This is a genomic window from Planctomycetaceae bacterium, from assembly GCA_039680605.1.
Taxonomy (GTDB): Bacteria; Planctomycetota; Phycisphaerae; order SM23-33; family SM23-33; genus JAJFUU01.
The window spans coordinates 16,834-31,491 of record JBDKTA010000070.1 but is presented as its reverse complement, the minus strand read 5'-3'; the positions used below and the strand labels follow the sequence as shown (position 1 = coordinate 31,491).

Here is a 14,658-nt window from a genome sequence, read left to right as displayed (position 1 = left end):
TGCGCCAGTACAACGGGCGGTTGGTCAGCGCGTGGGTATCATGGCGATTGGCCGGGCTGATTCTGACCGTTGGAGGTAAAGAGCATGGAGGATTCCTTGCCTAGTCGCTGCGTTGTCGTCTTGGGCATCCCGCGCTCGGGTACGTCGCTTGTCGCCGGCATCCTGCACACCCTGGGCGTCGACATGGGCGATGGGCACCTTCAGCCGTCGGACGCCAACAACAAGCTCGGATACTTTGAGGATCTCCGCTGGCAGGCGCTGCATAAGCGCATCACCGGCATCCGTTACGGCACGAGCCAGCCCAACGACATCGGCGGTGAGCAACGCCTGGCCTACAAAGAGCTTGCCGACGAATGCCAGCGCAAGCCGTTGTGGGGGATGAAGTGCCCGCGGCTATGCTTCACGCTGCATTGGATCACGCCCTACCTCAAGGACGCCCGGCTGGTCATCGTCCGGCGCGATTTCGAGGCGTCGGTGGCCAGCCTGGTCAAGCACAGCATCGTCAGTTACGGAGGCGCGTTGCGCATGGACCCACCGCACGCGCGGGCGATCTTGTCCACCTGGCGCGAGGCGATGGAGCGGCAGATCGCGGTATTTGACGGTCCGACATTGGAGGTCAGCTACCGGCCGCTGCTGAAAGAGCCGATGGCCTGGGTGCGGGCGCTGAACGCTTTTGCACGCGACGGCACGGCGGTCATGCCTGCCAGCGACAAGCAGATCGACCGGGCCGTCCAATTCTGCCGGTGCGACATGAATCACAATGGCTGACAACGGCAAAGGGGCAACCGCTAGACAAGGTACAATGTGAGCATGGATCAAGCAGCCTACACCGCTATCTTTGGCGGCTACGACAAACTGCAAACACCGACCGTACCGGGCCGGTTCGTCGCCTACACCGGCGGGCAGATGTGCGAGGGCTGGGAGGTATGGACATCCATACCGCAGACAGACCGGCGGCGCACGGCACGGCAGTTCAAGCTGCTGTCATTCCCGGCGGCGGAGTCGTTGTGGATCGACGGTAACATCGCGCTTGCTGTTCCGGTGGCGGAGGTGCTTGGCGCGTGGCTCGACGGCTACGATCTGGCGCTGTTCAAACACCCGGCGGGCGACTGCATCTATGGCGAGGCGCGGCGGGTGGTCAAGAAGGGCAAGGATGCGGCGGAGGTCGTAGACGCGCAGATGGAGCGGTACAGGGCCGATGGATTCCCGGCCCATTTCGGGCTAGGCGAAACGTGCATCATGGCGAAACGGGACACGCCCGCCGTCCGTGAGTTCATGGCGCTATGGTGGGCGGAGATCGTCAAGGGCAGCGCCAGGGACCAACTGAGCTTCGATTATGTGCGCTGGCTCATGGGCGACAAGGTGCGCGTCAACCCGATTAACGGCGGCATGGGCTGGCGGCGTCGGTCGCATCCGTGGTTTGTGTGCCGGGAGCATGGGGCATGATCATCTTGCGCCACACTCAGCCGCTCGTGTTCGGCTCTGACCTGGAAATCAGCGGGGCGTATGGCGGGGCGGCGCCTGTTCTTCCCTGCTACTACCTGACATTCGACGGCGCAAATGACTATATCTCGCTGGCCGGTATCACCATCGCGCCGCCGTTTACCATCGTGGCCTGGACAAAACGGACCGCTGCCTGGAACTGGGACGTGGTGATTGGGAAAAACGGAGCGGCCGGACCTATACTGGCGATGTCTGCCGGCAACCTGATTTACAATGCGTTCGGCGGTGCTGCTCAATCGAATGCCAGCGCGGCGCTGACCTGGACTCACCTTGCCGCCGTCTGTCCGGTTGGTCCGGCGACGATGACAGTGTTTAGAAACGGAGTAGACGTGACGGCGGCTCCGCTTGGTGTTGCCGTCGGCAATCTAGTCTATAACCAAATCGGGCGTGGCAACAGCGACGCGTACTGCTGGAATGGGCAACTGGCGGCGATAGGGATAGCGCCGGGCATCATCAACGTGGCGGCCCTGTACGCCGCCGGCACGTTTCACAAACCACTGAGCGCCGCCACCTGGACGGTTGCCTGTTGGAATGGCCGCACCGAGGGCGGCGCGGGGGTTGCCCTGGACGACGAATCGGCGGGGGGCAATGATGGCACGTTCAAAGGGGCCGGTGAGCCGACCTGGGGCGGGCAGATGATAGTAGGCGGGCCGGCTGGATGGTCGGACGTTTAGGAGGTAACGAATGAGCGTACAAGGAACGTATCTGGTCTATCAGACGGTCAACGATGTCAACCGGATCAAAGAGGACCTGGCGGAGATCCACGACCTGATCGACCGCGTGGGCGAGCGGTTCGGGGCGCTGGGCGTTGCGGCGCTGGCCGGTTTCGAGTGGCCGGAAGGCTACACCCAGGCCGACTTTGAGGCGCTGTGTGCTGTCTTGGCCGCGCTGCCTGATAGCGTCGTCACCACGTCAAGCCGCAATGCAATCTACAAGCTGATTGGGGCGTTTGTGTAGAGCCATGTCAACTGTTGCGATTGCCGGGTCAACCTTCACCTTTGGCGTTTGCCTGTACCAGATAGCGGACACAAAACTGCTGCAAACGCCGCCAACCCTGGCGCTTGGCGATTTTCAGCGGTCGATCAACGGCGGCGGCTGGGCAAACTGTGATAACCTGCCGACGGTCAGCCCGGCTGCCGGGGCGCAGGTCGAAGTCGTGCTGTCTGCGGCTGAAACGACGGCAGCGGCGGCGGGCGGGCGCATCATGGTCAAATGGGAGGATGCGCTAGGCGGGCAATGGTGCAGCGGCTTTGCCCTGGTGTTTGTCCACGCCGCCGAAATTGACGCGGCCTGCACGGTATCGGCGATCAACAACAGTGTCATCACCAACAACGCCATCGCGACCGATGCCATAGGCGCCGACGAATTGGCTCTCAGTGCCGTAAACGAGATCGTGGCGGCCATCGTAGCCAACGCCTATTTTGCCGGGATCACCTCGCTTGCCGATTGGCTGGGCGCGCTGGCGGGCATGACGACAGACGCCGCGACGCTGGCAGAGATCAACGCCACGACGGCGGGCGCGACCTACAACAACACGACCGACAGCCTTGAGGCGCTGCGCAACTGGTTGAGTGCGGCCACGACGATCACGGTGGTATCTGTCATTGCCGGCGGGCGGATCACCGTCCGGCCCTATACGACCTGGACGATCAATATCAGCGGCCTGGGCTCGCTGGTAGGCCGCACGTCGCTATGGTTCGGCGTGAAAGACGACCCGGCGACGGAGGCCGATACCGCGTCATTCTTGCAGGTCGAAGAGACCGCCGGCTTGCAGTACATTAACGGCGCGGTGGGCGTCGGGGTCAACGCGACGCTGACCGTCACCGATGCAGTAGCGGGCAACATCACCATTGTGGTCAACAAGTCGCAGACCGGAATCCCGCCTCGGGCCGGGCGGGTGTGGCAGGTGAAAACGGGCATCGCCGCCGGGGCCGATACGGTAGTGAGCGAAGGCGAGTTCAATCTAGGGCAGACGGTGACGCGCATCACGGCGTAACCGACAACAACGGCAGTCCGAGAGGAACGCCGCCAACTGGCAGAGCCTAGAGCCTGCCGGGAGGCGGCATTTTTGTTTATAGGAGAGTCTGTAGGACGGTTGATAGATCACCGTCAAGAATATGATGAGGAAAGATTTGAATCAGCGGCGCGTTGTGTTCTCGATACTTTGCAAGTTTCTTGAGGCGGTTGGCATCATAACGCTTATTGCCTTCCAGGCCCCAGACTTCAATGTACGTGCCATTGACCAGGAAATCAGCGCGATTCTTGCCGGGCCAGGGGCACAGGGGATGCAGTTCATGGGCAATGCCGCAACCGGAAAGCCAATCATCAATGGCTTGTTCAAGGTGGGATTGGGCAACGTGCCCATCTTGACAGGTACACCAATGGGGATAGCCGGGGCGCCTGCGTTCTATGCCGGCAGCTTCCAGCCTGCGCGCCACAAATATGGCGGATACGCCGTAATCACTGGCTATCTTGGGGGTAGATACTCCCGCCAAATATTTGGTGACAATCTCCCCAATTGGCACCTCCTTGTGGTTGGGATGATCCTTGCCGCGTGGCATGTTCTGTCGCTGTCTTTCACGGGCCTTTGGCGTATGGAGAGAGCCTCCCATCTGGGGCCTGCATTTCACGCCTGCCTGTTTCAATATCTGGCACACTGTGGTTATCGCGCAATTGTATTGAGTCGCAAGTTGCGGGGAATTAGCGCCCGCCCGATATGCAATAATAATCTCGGCGCGAATGGCATCCGGGGTCCTGTTGTACGTCGGATGCGATCTCCGTTGACACGAACGGCTGCAATACTTAGCTGTATCAGCGCGGTATTGATGGACAAAAAACTCCTTGCCGCAATATTGGCAAGTCTTGGCAATCTTCTCTTTAGGTTGGGGGATACCGGGAGGGGGGCTCCCTTTGGCACGGCAAGACTGGGAGCAATATCGTTGCTTGCCAACCTTGCATTGGGGAAGACTGTATGGCTGATGGCAATATTCACAAATAGCTGTCGTCGCGGTGCGGCTCATGTTAGTTCTCCTATAGATTGGCAGTACAACACGGAGAGTGTGTAATGTCAAGTAGCTATGTCGATGTTGCAACATTCAGGGCGGCGATAGACAAAACGTCAACCCTGGACGATCCCGCGATCCAATTCATCATCGACGCCGCCTCAGAGGTGATAGACGCCGTATGCCAGCGGCCTGACGGCTTTGTCGCCGATACCATCGCCTCGGCGCGCATCTACCCCGGAAGTGGCTCGGAGTGGCAGCGGATCGATGAGTGTGTAGAGGTGACACAGGTCCGGCTCAAGACATCGGCGACCGACACCTATGCCACACTGGCCGCGGCCGACTATCTCAAAGCGACCGGCGACAGGCGGCGGCCCGAGTACAACGTCACGCCCTACACCGCCCTGCGGATGGACGAAAACGGCGATTATTCGACCTGGTACTATGCCGGCGGCTACCCCAATGTCGAAGTGACCGCCAAGTGGGGCAACGCCGTCACCGTGCCGGCTATGGTCCGCGAAGCAACCATTGTCCTTGCGGCCAGAGCCTACAAGCGCGGGCAATCGGCGTGGTCTGACGTGCTGGCAAGCGGCGAGCTGGGGATGCTGCTATACCGGGCGGCGATGGACCCCGAGGTCAAACTAATCCTGATCGAAGGGCGGCTGATCCGGCCGTCGGTGGGGCGGCGATAATGGCAACGGTAACAGTCCATCAGATCGTTGACGCGGTAGAGACGACACTGAGCGCGGCGGCCAGCCTGGTTCGCTCGCAGACCTTTGACGAGTTGACAGAGGGCATCCATGATACGCCGATGCTGCAAGTCTATCCCGATGCCAACACCGGCACCGACCGGGGCCAGGCAACCGACCGGACGGCATTCACCGACCTGGCGACGGGCAACGTCAAGCACCGCCAGAAGGAATACACGATTCTGGCCGACGTGTACGCCAATCAGCGGTCAAACATCGGCGAGGACATGGCCCGGCTGGTGACGGCGATTGACCAGATCGAGGACATTCTGGAGACGCTGGATTGCCCGCTGTTCGGCCTGACCGTGGCCGGGGCGACGAAAGGGCCGATCCGCTCCTTCCGTTGGTCGTGGCAGCGGGTGATATTCGACTATGGCGGCGTCGGTTACATGGGCGCGCGGTTCACGCTCAATTTGGTGGTCTTTTAGAGAGGGGGTGGTCATGCCCATGCTGTACCGGGCGTTATCGGATCTGGACATTGGGATCAGGCGGGGCGAGCTGTTTCCGGGGCATCGCATCAGCCAAAAGGCGATCCCGATCCTACTGAAGCTGGGCAAGATCGCCGAGGTCGCCGCGCCGCCATTGCGCGATCTGCCGGTCTGGAATGACCGCCAGCCGATCCTGGGGGTCGAGACGCTGGCAGACGCGGCGGAGGTGGACCCGGCGGCATACGAGTTTCCCGAACAGGTCCAACAGTGGCAGAAAGAAGCGAAAGACCTGCTGCAATACCCGGCCCCCGAGGGCTGGTATCTGAAAGACCCGTACAAAGTGAAAGAGGACTGCGACGGGTGCGACAAGAAAAAGAAATCAAGGGCACGGAAAGCCAAAGTTACGGAGGTAAAAGATGGCACAAACTAACAATGCTCTGCCCATGAGCTGCCTGCGGGTCCGGGTGTCAACCGACTGCCTGACCTGGACGAACATCAGCGGCTCGACCAACGCCGTCGATCCGGGCGATACCGAACGGATGACCGGCGAAACGTACACGTTCGACGGCCTGCGGGCCATCGTCAAGGCCGGCAAGATTCAGCCGTCCAACGTGGCGTTCAACATCGTCTACACCGAGCAGAACACCGAAGCCTATGAGCAGGCACAGGCGATCTTTGAGTCGGTGGGCTGTGGTGCGGACATCTGTGTGGCCTGGAGTCCGGGCGGCGGCGACGTGGGCGACGAAGAGTACACCGTTGACGGCGTGCTCAAGACGTTCAAGTATCCGCCGGGCAACGCGGGCGAAGCCGGCCCGATCATGGGCGGGTTCACCGTGTACGGCACGATCACCCACAAGACGCTGACCACGTAAGGCAGCGGGAAAGGAACGCACATGCCAAAGCGGCAAAATGTCAAGCGCTTGGTTAGCGCGGCGATCCAGGGCGATGACTCCTGGGTTGAGGTCCGCAAGCCGACGGTCAAGGAAGCGCGAGAGATGGCAGGCATCGGCGGCAATGAGTCGCTGGCCCGCATCGTCCTGGGTTGGAACTGGGTTGACGACGAAGGTAGCCCATTGCCACAACCAAAGGACGATCCGGGCGTCTTTGAGCTGCTGACCGCAGACGAGATCACCTTCATCAATGACGCGCTGACAGGCACCACAAAAAACTAAAGCAGCGGCTGGCCGAATACCTATGGACAGGCGTCGGCCAGCCGCCGTGGGAGTATGTGGAATATAGGCTGTGCCGTGACGTGTATCACTGCCTGCCCTCCCAGCTCGACGAAGAGGACTGGAGCCGTATCCAGGCGCACCTGGAGTGCATGGCGAAAGAGAACGAGGCTGGACGTAGATAATGCCGACTAGAAACACGATCCAAATCGAAATAACGGCATCCGACAAGGCGTCGAAGGTGCTGACTGCTGTCGGCAAGAAAATGACGGAGGTTGGCACAAAGCTAACCGCCGCCGTCACCTTGCCGATCGTCGCACTTGGCACGGCATCGGTCAAAATGGCGTCGGACCTGTCCGAGAGCATGAATAAGGTGGACGTTGTTTTCGGCGACGCCGCCGATTCTGTCCAGTCGTGGGCCAAGGCATCGGCGCAGGCGTTTGGCCAGAGCAGCCGCCAGGCGCTTGAGGCGGCGGGCACGTTCGGCAACCTGTTTACCTCGATGGGCATGGCCCAAGAAGAATCGGCCAAGATGAGCAAGGGGTTAGTAGAGCTTGCCGGCGACCTGGCATCGTTCAACAACATCGATCCCGGCCTTGCCCTGGAAAAGCTGCGATCTGGCCTGGTTGGCGAAGTCGAGCCACTGCGCACCCTTGGCGTCAACATCAATCAAGCCGTCGTGCAGGCTGAGGCGCTGCGCTTGGGGCTAATCAAGGCCGGACAGGAGATGTCGGCGCAGATAGCTGTCCAGGCCCGTTACAGCCTGATCCTGCAACAGACGAAAAACGCACAGGGTGACTTTGCCCGCACGTCTGACGGCCTGGCAAACTCTACGCGCATCGCCAAGGCGGAGCTTGAAAACGCGGCGGCCATGCTCGGGCAACGGCTATTGCCAATCGCTACCCAACTTATCGGGGTTGTTGGCGATCTAGTTGGCAAGTTCACCGCCCTACCCGATCCGGTCATGAAAACCGTTATGGCTATCGCCGGGATAGCCGCCCTGGCCGGCCCGGTAACGACGGCGATCGGCGGTATCAGCACGGCGCTGGGCCTGATAGCCGCAAACCCGATCGTCGCCGGCGGGGCCATTGTCATCGGCGGCCTGGCCGCGTTGGTCATGGCGATCAAGAACAACGAAAAAGCGCACCAAGACGAAGCAATCGCCGTCCTAGAATCTTCTAGCTCTTATGTTGAGTATATCGGCAGGCTTGAGGCGGCCAACCTGAAAGCCTACGAGTTGTCAGAGGGGCTGTACGATCTGGCAAAAGCGCAAGCCGGCGCAACCGACGATGCGTTCGTCAAGAGCCTGAAAGACTCCCAGAAAGAGATGGACTACTTTCTGGACAAGGTTGACCAGGCGTTTGGCGAGGGCTTTGCCTGGGCGCTGGAAGGCGCGCCAGAGCTGATCGCGGAGTCGGAGCGAGCGATTGCCGAGATGGTCGACGGCCTGGACGACATGACACTGACCGCGCTGCAAAACAAGGCGACCGTTTCCAAGTGGGCGCAGGCCATGGGCTACAGCGCCGACGAAGCCAAGTTCTTGACCGACAAGATCATCAACCTGACGCGGGCAGAGTACAACGGCCGGCGTGAGGCTGAAAATTACGCCTCATTCGAGCAAACACGGGCACGGGTGCTCACCGAGGCCATGCAAGCCACGGACGGCGCAACCGGCGCAATGGTGGCTTATGCCCGCGCGGTTGACATAGCGAGCAAGGCTGTTGAGATATACAACAACGCCGCCCAAAAGGCAAAGGACATCCAACTCGCCATAACCGGGACGGTCGCCAATAGCATTATCGAGCTGCGCAACATGGACCGGGAGGCCAGCCAATCGGCAGAGAATTACGCTGATGCCCTGGCCCAGCTAGAAGCCGATGCCAGCGCAGCGTATGGCGGCATTGCCGACAAGTTCAAGGCCAGCCTGCCCGATGCCACGACAGTTGCCGAGCGCATGGGCATGGCTGCCGACGCTTGGGACGAATGGGGCTTGCGCCTGCAAGACATCATTCAGAATGGCGTCGAATCGCCCTGGTATGCTGCCCTGACCGCGATGGGCTACGCCAAGCCGCCGGACGTGGGGGTCAAAGAATGGGCGGCGCAACTCAAGGCCGATTTCTACGAGGGCGAGCTGCCGGGGCTGATCAACACCGGCACGGCAGCATGGCAAGAGCACGCCGATCAGGTCGCCGCCGCACAGGCCGACGAAACGGCGGCGGTAAATGCCGAGATAGGCAACCGCCGAGCCGCGCTTGAGGCGGAGCGCGCCGCAGAGCTTGCCGCCCAACAGCAGGCCCGGCAAGACGCGATTGTCCAGATGGCCCTACAGGTCGCGGAAGAGTCTGGCCTGTTGGCGCAGTGGGCTACCCAGCGCATGGGCGCGCTGTCCGGGGTGGCTGATACTGCCGATGAGGTGTGGGCGCTGTTGCAGTCGGGTATGATGGGCCTGGACGAAGGCTTGACCGGCATCATCGGAGGCTATACCAGCAACCTGACCACGATGCTCGATACCACGGCAAGCCAGGCGCAAGAGACAAACGCAGAGCTGGCGGGCATCGTGGCCGGCGTGCAAACGGAAACGGAAACCGGCACGAAAGCGGCGCTGACTGAGGTCGAAAACACGGCGGCTAATACCAAGTACGTCATGGATGATACCATGGGCGAGGCCGAGGGCGTTGTCGATACCGCCATGAAAAATATCAAAAACTCGGTAGAGTCCAAGGGCGACGAAACGGTCAAGGCCGCCGAGGGGCTATCGCGGGACATCATCGGTGCGTTCGGCAACATGGAAACCAACATGAAAAAGGTTGGCGGCTCTATGCTAGACGGTATCCAAGCTGGCATTGAAGAGAACTGGGCCAGCTTTTCGGCGTGGGTCTCTAACAAGATCGTTGCCCTGATTCAAGCCCTATTGGCCGGGATGCTCACCGGCGGATCGGCAAGCGGGGCAACCGGCGGGGCAACCGGCGGCGGAGGGGCAACCTCGAACGGGGCGCCGATACCGGGCAACCTGACCGTCACCGGCGACACCTACTATGTCACCGTCACCGACCGGCTGGCGGCGGCTACCCTGCTGTCCAACGTGCGAGGCCGGCAACAGCAGCGACTGGCCGCCGGCATGGGGGGATAGCATGGCACACCGCTTTAGACTGGCAAAGTGCGAATCGACCAACGTAGTACCAACGGAGACCATTGATCTGATCACGTCGCCCTGGAAGCTGATCGACCGCTCGTGGTCAACCGAGACGTGCAAGCCGTCGGTTAAGTACGACCGCACATCGTTCGGGCATCAGCCTAGCTTTCAGTATTACGACTATGTGATCGAGTCGTTTTCCGTGATTGCCACGGACACGGTTCCCAATCTGCTGTACGAGCTAAAGCGCCTGGAGGATGTGCTAGACGAGGTGCGCCAGTACCACGACCTAAAGCCCGCGGCGGCGCAATGGTGGCTTGAGTGGCACGTCGACGGCGAGGAGGAGCGGCGGGCGCTGCTTTACACCGGGCAGATGGAATACCCCTCCCTGGTCGGCATATCGCCGATGATCGAATGTCTGACCATCGTCGTCAAGTTTACGTTGGTCCGGCACCCGCTGTGGGAAAACGACGTTAGCACGTCTATCAGCGACACAATCCAGGGCGTTCAGCTTCTGCCGGCCTTTGATAAGTGGGTTATCACCAATATCGAAGGCACTGCGCCGGCCCGTATCGCAAATCTGGAGGTCTACCTGGATACGTCGCTAATCGGCACGCCATTGCACGAGTATTGGATCGGCATCCGGCCCTATCACAACGGCGTGGCGAATTTTGACGGGGAGTGGCAATGCGAGAATGGAACGATTGACGACGTAGCCGATACATCCGCCATCATCGACGGCACGGCCAGCAATAGCGCCAAGCAGCAGACGGACTTTGCTACCGACGCATCGCTGATAAAGCGGTTCCATATCCAGACCCAGGACGTAGCAACCACCGCCGGGAATGAACAGGATTACGTCGGGCGTTACCTTGTGTTAGTTCGGGCCAAGACGACGGTTGCCGGAACAACTGTCGGGATTCAACTAAGAAGCGGCTATAGTGACCAGATCATCCATGAAGAGATTTACATGAGCAGCACGTCCTGGTTTCTGTACGAGCTAGGCGAGATCGAGTTGCCGCCGGCAAGTCAATCAGGCATGAATTATGGCAACTGGATCAGATCTTTCATGTTGAGCATGTATGCCGAACGGTTAGCCGGCACCGGCAGCCTGGATTGCGATTTGTTTATCCTGATCCCGTCGGAGCACTTCTTACACGTCAGTGGGTCTGTTATCGACTACGATGCCCTGCACACAATGCGCGATGTGATCTATACATCGGCAAATGATACCATGTTCGCCATTGGCTACACCAGAGCCACGCCGGATGCCGTAAACGACGCGCTGTCGATCATCCCGCTAGTGTGGTACATCCCGCAGGAGGGCGGCGCGGTTGTTATGGCGGGCCAGAGCCAGACGCAACACAATCACGCCGACAGCTATCATCTGGCCATGACCTACTACCCGCGATGGCTGTCGTATCGGTACGACGAACAGACATAACGAAAGGATCGAAATGAAAAAGCTATTGATTGCCCTACTGCTGACCGCCGTCATCCTGGGCACGGTGGCGGCAAGCGCCAAGAAACAGCCGGACGTGTTTTCAGTCTGGACCCAGGTTGAGCTGTGGTATGGCACGAGGCCATGCGACAACCTGTCCAACTATTTTGAGCCGTGCCGGGGATGCTTGGTGTGGATTAGATGGCCCGAGCATGTTCCAGGCACGCCAGAACGGCCCATGCGCCTAGATGGCTACATGACAGACGAACCGGGCGAGTGCCAAGTGTTTAACGTGACAAAATATGTGACGTGTAGGTGATAGATGCCCAAGCCGTTCAATCTCCGCGTCTTTTCCAGCGTGATCGACCCCAACGGGTCAAAGTTCCAGATGGACCTGACCCGCTACAATGTCAACTGGAGACGGTCGATCCGGGCCAATGGCGGCTACTGGCTCGGCTCGTTTCGCCAGACCGGCGACGCCAAAGGGTTGCAGGCGGCGTTTGAGCGGTGGTTGGGCTATCACGTCCAGGAAACGAGCGGCGGGGTCACGACCTGGGAAGGGCTGATCTGCGAGATGGACCTGACCGTCAACGGCGTCCGGCGGCGGCGCTCGTTGGACCTGATGGCCAACGCGGTCAAGACCACCTACACCAAGGAAGAGTACAGCGGCGACAACCACGTCGGCAACTTCTCATTCGAGACGCTGGGCAACGGCGGCTCGGACGTGTTCGCCGGCTGGTATGAGAACCTGGGCACCGGAGGCGCGATCGCCAGTGTCACACCCGGCGGCGCGGTGGATAACCTGCGCTTTGTCCGGCTCACCGCCGATCAGGACGACGACCCGGAAGGGATGACCTACGTCCGGCAGAATATCCCGATCACGCCGGGCAACAAGTACAAACTGACCTACTGGACGAAATCGCCCGACGGCTACCCCGGCCGGATCGGCATCAACGACCCGAATATCGGCAGCGGCGTCGACGATTGGGTGGTGTACCCGCAATCGACCGGCGTCAAGCTGAATACCTGGACGCAGCGCGGCATTGAGTTTATTGGCCCGTCTGAGGGTGATATTCAGATTTTCATTCTTGCCCCGCTGCGGCTTGACTTGCCCGGCGGCTACGTCTACCCACGCGCCGACTTTGACTATATCGAGATGTACGAATACCTGCCCGGCGTCTACGAGACCGACTGGCAGATCGGCGAGGTCAACGCCGCGCCGCCGCCGGCCTACTCGCCGCCTTACCCGATGGACACCTATGGCCGCAAAGAGGAGATCGTCCACCTGGACGAATACAGCCACGACACGTCGATCGAGTTTCGCGGCACCTACTGGAAGCGCAACGCCTGGCCGTGGATGCGCCCGGTATCAGCCCAGCCGCCCGGCGAGGCGACGCTGGATGTCCAGGTGTGTGGCTACGTTTTCACCGCGAATTGGCTGTACTTGACAGAAGGCGACGGCCAGTCGCACAAAATCGGCGACTGGATCTCAGCCATCGTCGGCTCAGAGTTCGGCTTGAGTGAGTCGCACGGCGGATCGGTGGCCGGCGCCGGCGATTGCCAATTCCTCAAGGCCGGCAGCATCGACCCGTTCGGGACCAACGCCCTGGCCGTCGTCCAGGCGGTCAGTCTGGAAGAGCGGCCCTTCGACCGGATTATGGAGCTGGTCAACCTTGGCGACCAAAGCCACAACCAGTGGCACGTCGCGGTTGCCGCCAATCGCCTGCTGCACTATGCCCAGGTCAGCACGGACCCGCGCTACTTCCTGCGCAATGACGGCATATTCGATACCATGTCCGGCGTCAACCCGTCCAACCCCTGGCGCATGGTTCCGGGCGTGGTGCGCGATATGACCTACCGCAGCGGGTTCAACGAGCCGGGGTCGTTCCTGCCGACCAATAAAGACCTTTACGTCGAAGAGGTAGAGATGGCCGATGGTTGGAGCCGGGCGGCGCTAAAGACGGTGCTGCTTGACGAAAGCGAAATACTGAAAGCACAGCTTGACCTGTCGCTGATGGAGCCGGAAGGGCCGGCGTCGCCATTCCCGCCAATCCAAGATCCGGGGGCCAGGCCATGAGACAACTCGGCAAGCGCAACGCGACAAGAGATGCCCGCGACGTGGCGGTCATGCTGCAAAAACATGGGATGCGCTGTACCAGCGCGCTCGATTACTGGGATCAGCTCACCTGCTTGCACTATGGCGGCCGGCACAGTATCACCGACCATTTCCGCTATGCCGCCGCGACGCTCACCGATTACTGGACGTGGGCCGGCGCGCCATTCGCCGCCGCGGCCGCGGTGACGTTGGAAGATTCGCTGCTCAAGGTCAGGACATCCGCGGGCCAACGGTCGTTTTTGTACTACAACATCGGCACCGTTCCGGCCGGCTGCAAGCTGGCGTCTGTGGCGTTGTATGCCAATGCTGTTGACGTTTATTGCGGCTTGCGGATTGACGACGCCACAGACAACAACTATGTCGAGTTGGTCTTGTGCGTATCGCAAGCCAGCCCGACACAATGGATCGTCCGGCGGCGGCATAGGACCGGCGGCGGCGTGGTCGTGGTCAACGACGGCGACGCCATGACCATACCCACGGCAATGGTACTGCACATGCACCTCGTAGGCGCTCCGTTCATAAGCTGGGACGTTGACAGCTACCTGCATACACCGTTTGGCATCACCGGGACAATGACCAAGCAGGCCGCCACGCTGTCGGGCGGCGGCTTTGCGCCGAGGCGCTGCGGCCTGGTATTTGACAACACGATAGACGATGGCAACGGCTGGAATCACATTGTAGACTGGGTGGACATCGACAACGACGATGCGTGGCTAGGCGCATGACCGCTGTGCTGCTGGCGCTCTCGTTTCTGGAATCCTGGTCCGTTCAGGAGTGCGGCCCGGATATGGTTTGCGGCGTTGGGGCACGGGGTGAGCTTGGGCCTTTTCAGATCCACCCGTCCGTGTGGGAGGGCCGGGGCTGCGAGGGCGACCCGCTCAAGTGGAAGGATTCGGCGGCCTGCGCTATGGGCTACCTGGAAAACCTCAAGGGCCGGCAGATGTGCGAGCCGTCCACCGCTTGGGGATTGGCGGCCTATAACGCAGGGATCGGATGGCTGCTTGATTTTCAGCGTGAATACGGTTGCGATCTAAGGATGTTGCCAGATCGTATCTATTGGTATGTCGTGATAGGAATACCAGAGCCGCCTAATGCGAATTGATATTTGACGTTGCCC

Annotated in this window: 16 protein-coding genes; 15 read left to right on the top strand and 1 reads right to left on the bottom strand. The window is 60.6% G+C overall.

The window, feature by feature from the left end:
* Nucleotides 1–96 precede the first annotated feature (96 nt).
* The 5 genes from ABFD92_21165 to ABFD92_21145 are packed head-to-tail and all read left to right on the top strand — an operon-like array spanning nucleotide 97 to nucleotide 3,499.
* Nucleotides 97–768 (top strand): sulfotransferase, encoded by a 672-nt coding sequence (locus tag ABFD92_21165; protein ID MEN6507054.1) that lies wholly within the window; start codon nucleotides 97–99, stop codon nucleotides 766–768.
* Nucleotides 769–810: 42 nt separating this feature from the next.
* Nucleotides 811–1,446 (top strand): glycosyltransferase domain-containing protein, encoded by a 636-nt coding sequence (locus ABFD92_21160; GenBank protein MEN6507053.1) that lies wholly within the window; start codon nucleotides 811–813, stop codon nucleotides 1,444–1,446.
* Complete coding sequence (locus ABFD92_21155; protein ID MEN6507052.1) at nucleotides 1,443–2,177, top strand: LamG-like jellyroll fold domain-containing protein; 735 nt, start codon at nucleotides 1,443–1,445, stop codon at nucleotides 2,175–2,177. The genes ABFD92_21160 and ABFD92_21155 overlap by 4 nt, the downstream gene beginning before the upstream one ends.
* A gap of 10 nt (nucleotides 2,178–2,187) precedes the next feature.
* Complete coding sequence (locus ABFD92_21150) at nucleotides 2,188–2,460, top strand: hypothetical protein (GenBank protein MEN6507051.1); 273 nt, start codon at nucleotides 2,188–2,190, stop codon at nucleotides 2,458–2,460.
* Nucleotides 2,461–2,464: 4 nt separating this feature from the next.
* A complete protein-coding gene (locus ABFD92_21145) occupies nucleotides 2,465–3,499 on the top strand; it encodes a hypothetical protein (protein MEN6507050.1) in 1,035 nt (344 codons plus the stop codon).
* A gap of 76 nt (nucleotides 3,500–3,575) precedes the next feature.
* Here ABFD92_21145 and ABFD92_21140 read toward each other — a convergent pair whose 3' ends face one another.
* Entirely contained in the window at nucleotides 3,576–4,523 is a 948-nt protein-coding gene (locus tag ABFD92_21140; protein ID MEN6507049.1) for a hypothetical protein, read from the bottom strand.
* Nucleotides 4,524–4,567: 44 nt separating this feature from the next.
* Here ABFD92_21140 and ABFD92_21135 point away from each other — a divergent pair, with 44 nt between their 5' ends.
* The 10 genes from ABFD92_21135 (at nucleotide 4,568) to ABFD92_21090 (ending at nucleotide 14,643) form a co-directional block, all read left to right on the top strand.
* A complete protein-coding gene (locus ABFD92_21135; protein MEN6507048.1) occupies nucleotides 4,568–5,197 on the top strand; it encodes a hypothetical protein in 630 nt (209 codons plus the stop codon).
* On the top strand, nucleotides 5,197–5,682 hold the full coding sequence (locus ABFD92_21130) for a hypothetical protein (GenBank protein MEN6507047.1): 486 nt from the start codon (nucleotides 5,197–5,199) through the stop codon (nucleotides 5,680–5,682). The genes ABFD92_21135 and ABFD92_21130 overlap by 1 nt, the downstream gene beginning before the upstream one ends.
* Nucleotides 5,683–5,695: 13 nt before the next feature.
* Nucleotides 5,696–6,112 carry a hypothetical protein gene (locus tag ABFD92_21125; GenBank protein ID MEN6507046.1) on the top strand — a complete coding sequence of 139 codons (417 nt, stop codon included), beginning with the start codon at nucleotides 5,696–5,698 and terminating at the stop codon, nucleotides 6,110–6,112.
* Nucleotides 6,099–6,554 carry a hypothetical protein gene (locus tag ABFD92_21120; protein ID MEN6507045.1) on the top strand — a complete coding sequence of 152 codons (456 nt, stop codon included), beginning with the start codon at nucleotides 6,099–6,101 and terminating at the stop codon, nucleotides 6,552–6,554. Before ABFD92_21125 ends, ABFD92_21120 begins: the two co-directional genes overlap by 14 nt.
* Nucleotides 6,555–6,575: 21 nt before the next feature.
* Complete coding sequence (locus ABFD92_21115) at nucleotides 6,576–6,854, top strand: hypothetical protein (protein MEN6507044.1); 279 nt, start codon at nucleotides 6,576–6,578, stop codon at nucleotides 6,852–6,854.
* Nucleotides 6,855–7,035: 181 nt separating this feature from the next.
* Entirely contained in the window at nucleotides 7,036–9,981 is a 2,946-nt protein-coding gene (locus ABFD92_21110) for a hypothetical protein (protein ID MEN6507043.1), read from the top strand.
* Nucleotide 9,982: 1 nt separating this feature from the next.
* Complete coding sequence (locus tag ABFD92_21105; protein MEN6507042.1) at nucleotides 9,983–11,428, top strand: hypothetical protein; 1,446 nt, start codon at nucleotides 9,983–9,985, stop codon at nucleotides 11,426–11,428.
* Nucleotides 11,429–11,747: 319 nt separating this feature from the next.
* On the top strand, nucleotides 11,748–13,502 hold the full coding sequence (locus ABFD92_21100) for a hypothetical protein (GenBank protein ID MEN6507041.1): 1,755 nt from the start codon (nucleotides 11,748–11,750) through the stop codon (nucleotides 13,500–13,502).
* Nucleotides 13,499–14,266, top strand: a complete 768-nt coding sequence (locus tag ABFD92_21095; GenBank protein MEN6507040.1) for a hypothetical protein — start codon at nucleotides 13,499–13,501, stop codon at nucleotides 14,264–14,266. The genes ABFD92_21100 and ABFD92_21095 overlap by 4 nt, the downstream gene beginning before the upstream one ends.
* Nucleotides 14,263–14,643 (top strand): hypothetical protein, encoded by a 381-nt coding sequence (locus tag ABFD92_21090; GenBank protein MEN6507039.1) that lies wholly within the window; start codon nucleotides 14,263–14,265, stop codon nucleotides 14,641–14,643. Before ABFD92_21095 ends, ABFD92_21090 begins: the two co-directional genes overlap by 4 nt.
* Nucleotides 14,644–14,658 lie beyond the last annotated feature (15 nt).

Bases quoted from the DNA above. Each gene is read 5' to 3' on its own strand.
- ABFD92_21160 (MEN6507053.1), top strand. From the start codon at position 811: ATGGATCAAGCAGCCTACACCGCTATCTTTGGCGGCTACGACAAACTG.
- ABFD92_21155 (MEN6507052.1), top strand. From the start codon at position 1,443: ATGATCATCTTGCGCCACACTCAGCCGCTCGTGTTCGGCTCTGACCTG.
- ABFD92_21150 (MEN6507051.1), top strand. From the start codon at position 2,188: ATGAGCGTACAAGGAACGTATCTGGTCTATCAGACGGTCAACGATGTC.
- ABFD92_21145 (MEN6507050.1), top strand. From the start codon at position 2,465: ATGTCAACTGTTGCGATTGCCGGGTCAACCTTCACCTTTGGCGTTTGC.
- ABFD92_21140 (MEN6507049.1), bottom strand. From the start codon at position 4,523: ATGAGCCGCACCGCGACGACAGCTATTTGTGAATATTGCCATCAGCCA.
- ABFD92_21135 (MEN6507048.1), top strand. From the start codon at position 4,568: ATGTCAAGTAGCTATGTCGATGTTGCAACATTCAGGGCGGCGATAGAC.
- ABFD92_21130 (MEN6507047.1), top strand. From the start codon at position 5,197: ATGGCAACGGTAACAGTCCATCAGATCGTTGACGCGGTAGAGACGACA.
- ABFD92_21125 (MEN6507046.1), top strand. From the start codon at position 5,696: ATGCCCATGCTGTACCGGGCGTTATCGGATCTGGACATTGGGATCAGG.
- ABFD92_21120 (MEN6507045.1), top strand. From the start codon at position 6,099: ATGGCACAAACTAACAATGCTCTGCCCATGAGCTGCCTGCGGGTCCGG.
- ABFD92_21115 (MEN6507044.1), top strand. From the start codon at position 6,576: ATGCCAAAGCGGCAAAATGTCAAGCGCTTGGTTAGCGCGGCGATCCAG.
- ABFD92_21110 (MEN6507043.1), top strand. From the start codon at position 7,036: ATGCCGACTAGAAACACGATCCAAATCGAAATAACGGCATCCGACAAG.
- ABFD92_21105 (MEN6507042.1), top strand. From the start codon at position 9,983: ATGGCACACCGCTTTAGACTGGCAAAGTGCGAATCGACCAACGTAGTA.
- ABFD92_21100 (MEN6507041.1), top strand. From the start codon at position 11,748: ATGCCCAAGCCGTTCAATCTCCGCGTCTTTTCCAGCGTGATCGACCCC.
- ABFD92_21095 (MEN6507040.1), top strand. From the start codon at position 13,499: ATGAGACAACTCGGCAAGCGCAACGCGACAAGAGATGCCCGCGACGTG.
- ABFD92_21090 (MEN6507039.1), top strand. From the start codon at position 14,263: ATGACCGCTGTGCTGCTGGCGCTCTCGTTTCTGGAATCCTGGTCCGTT.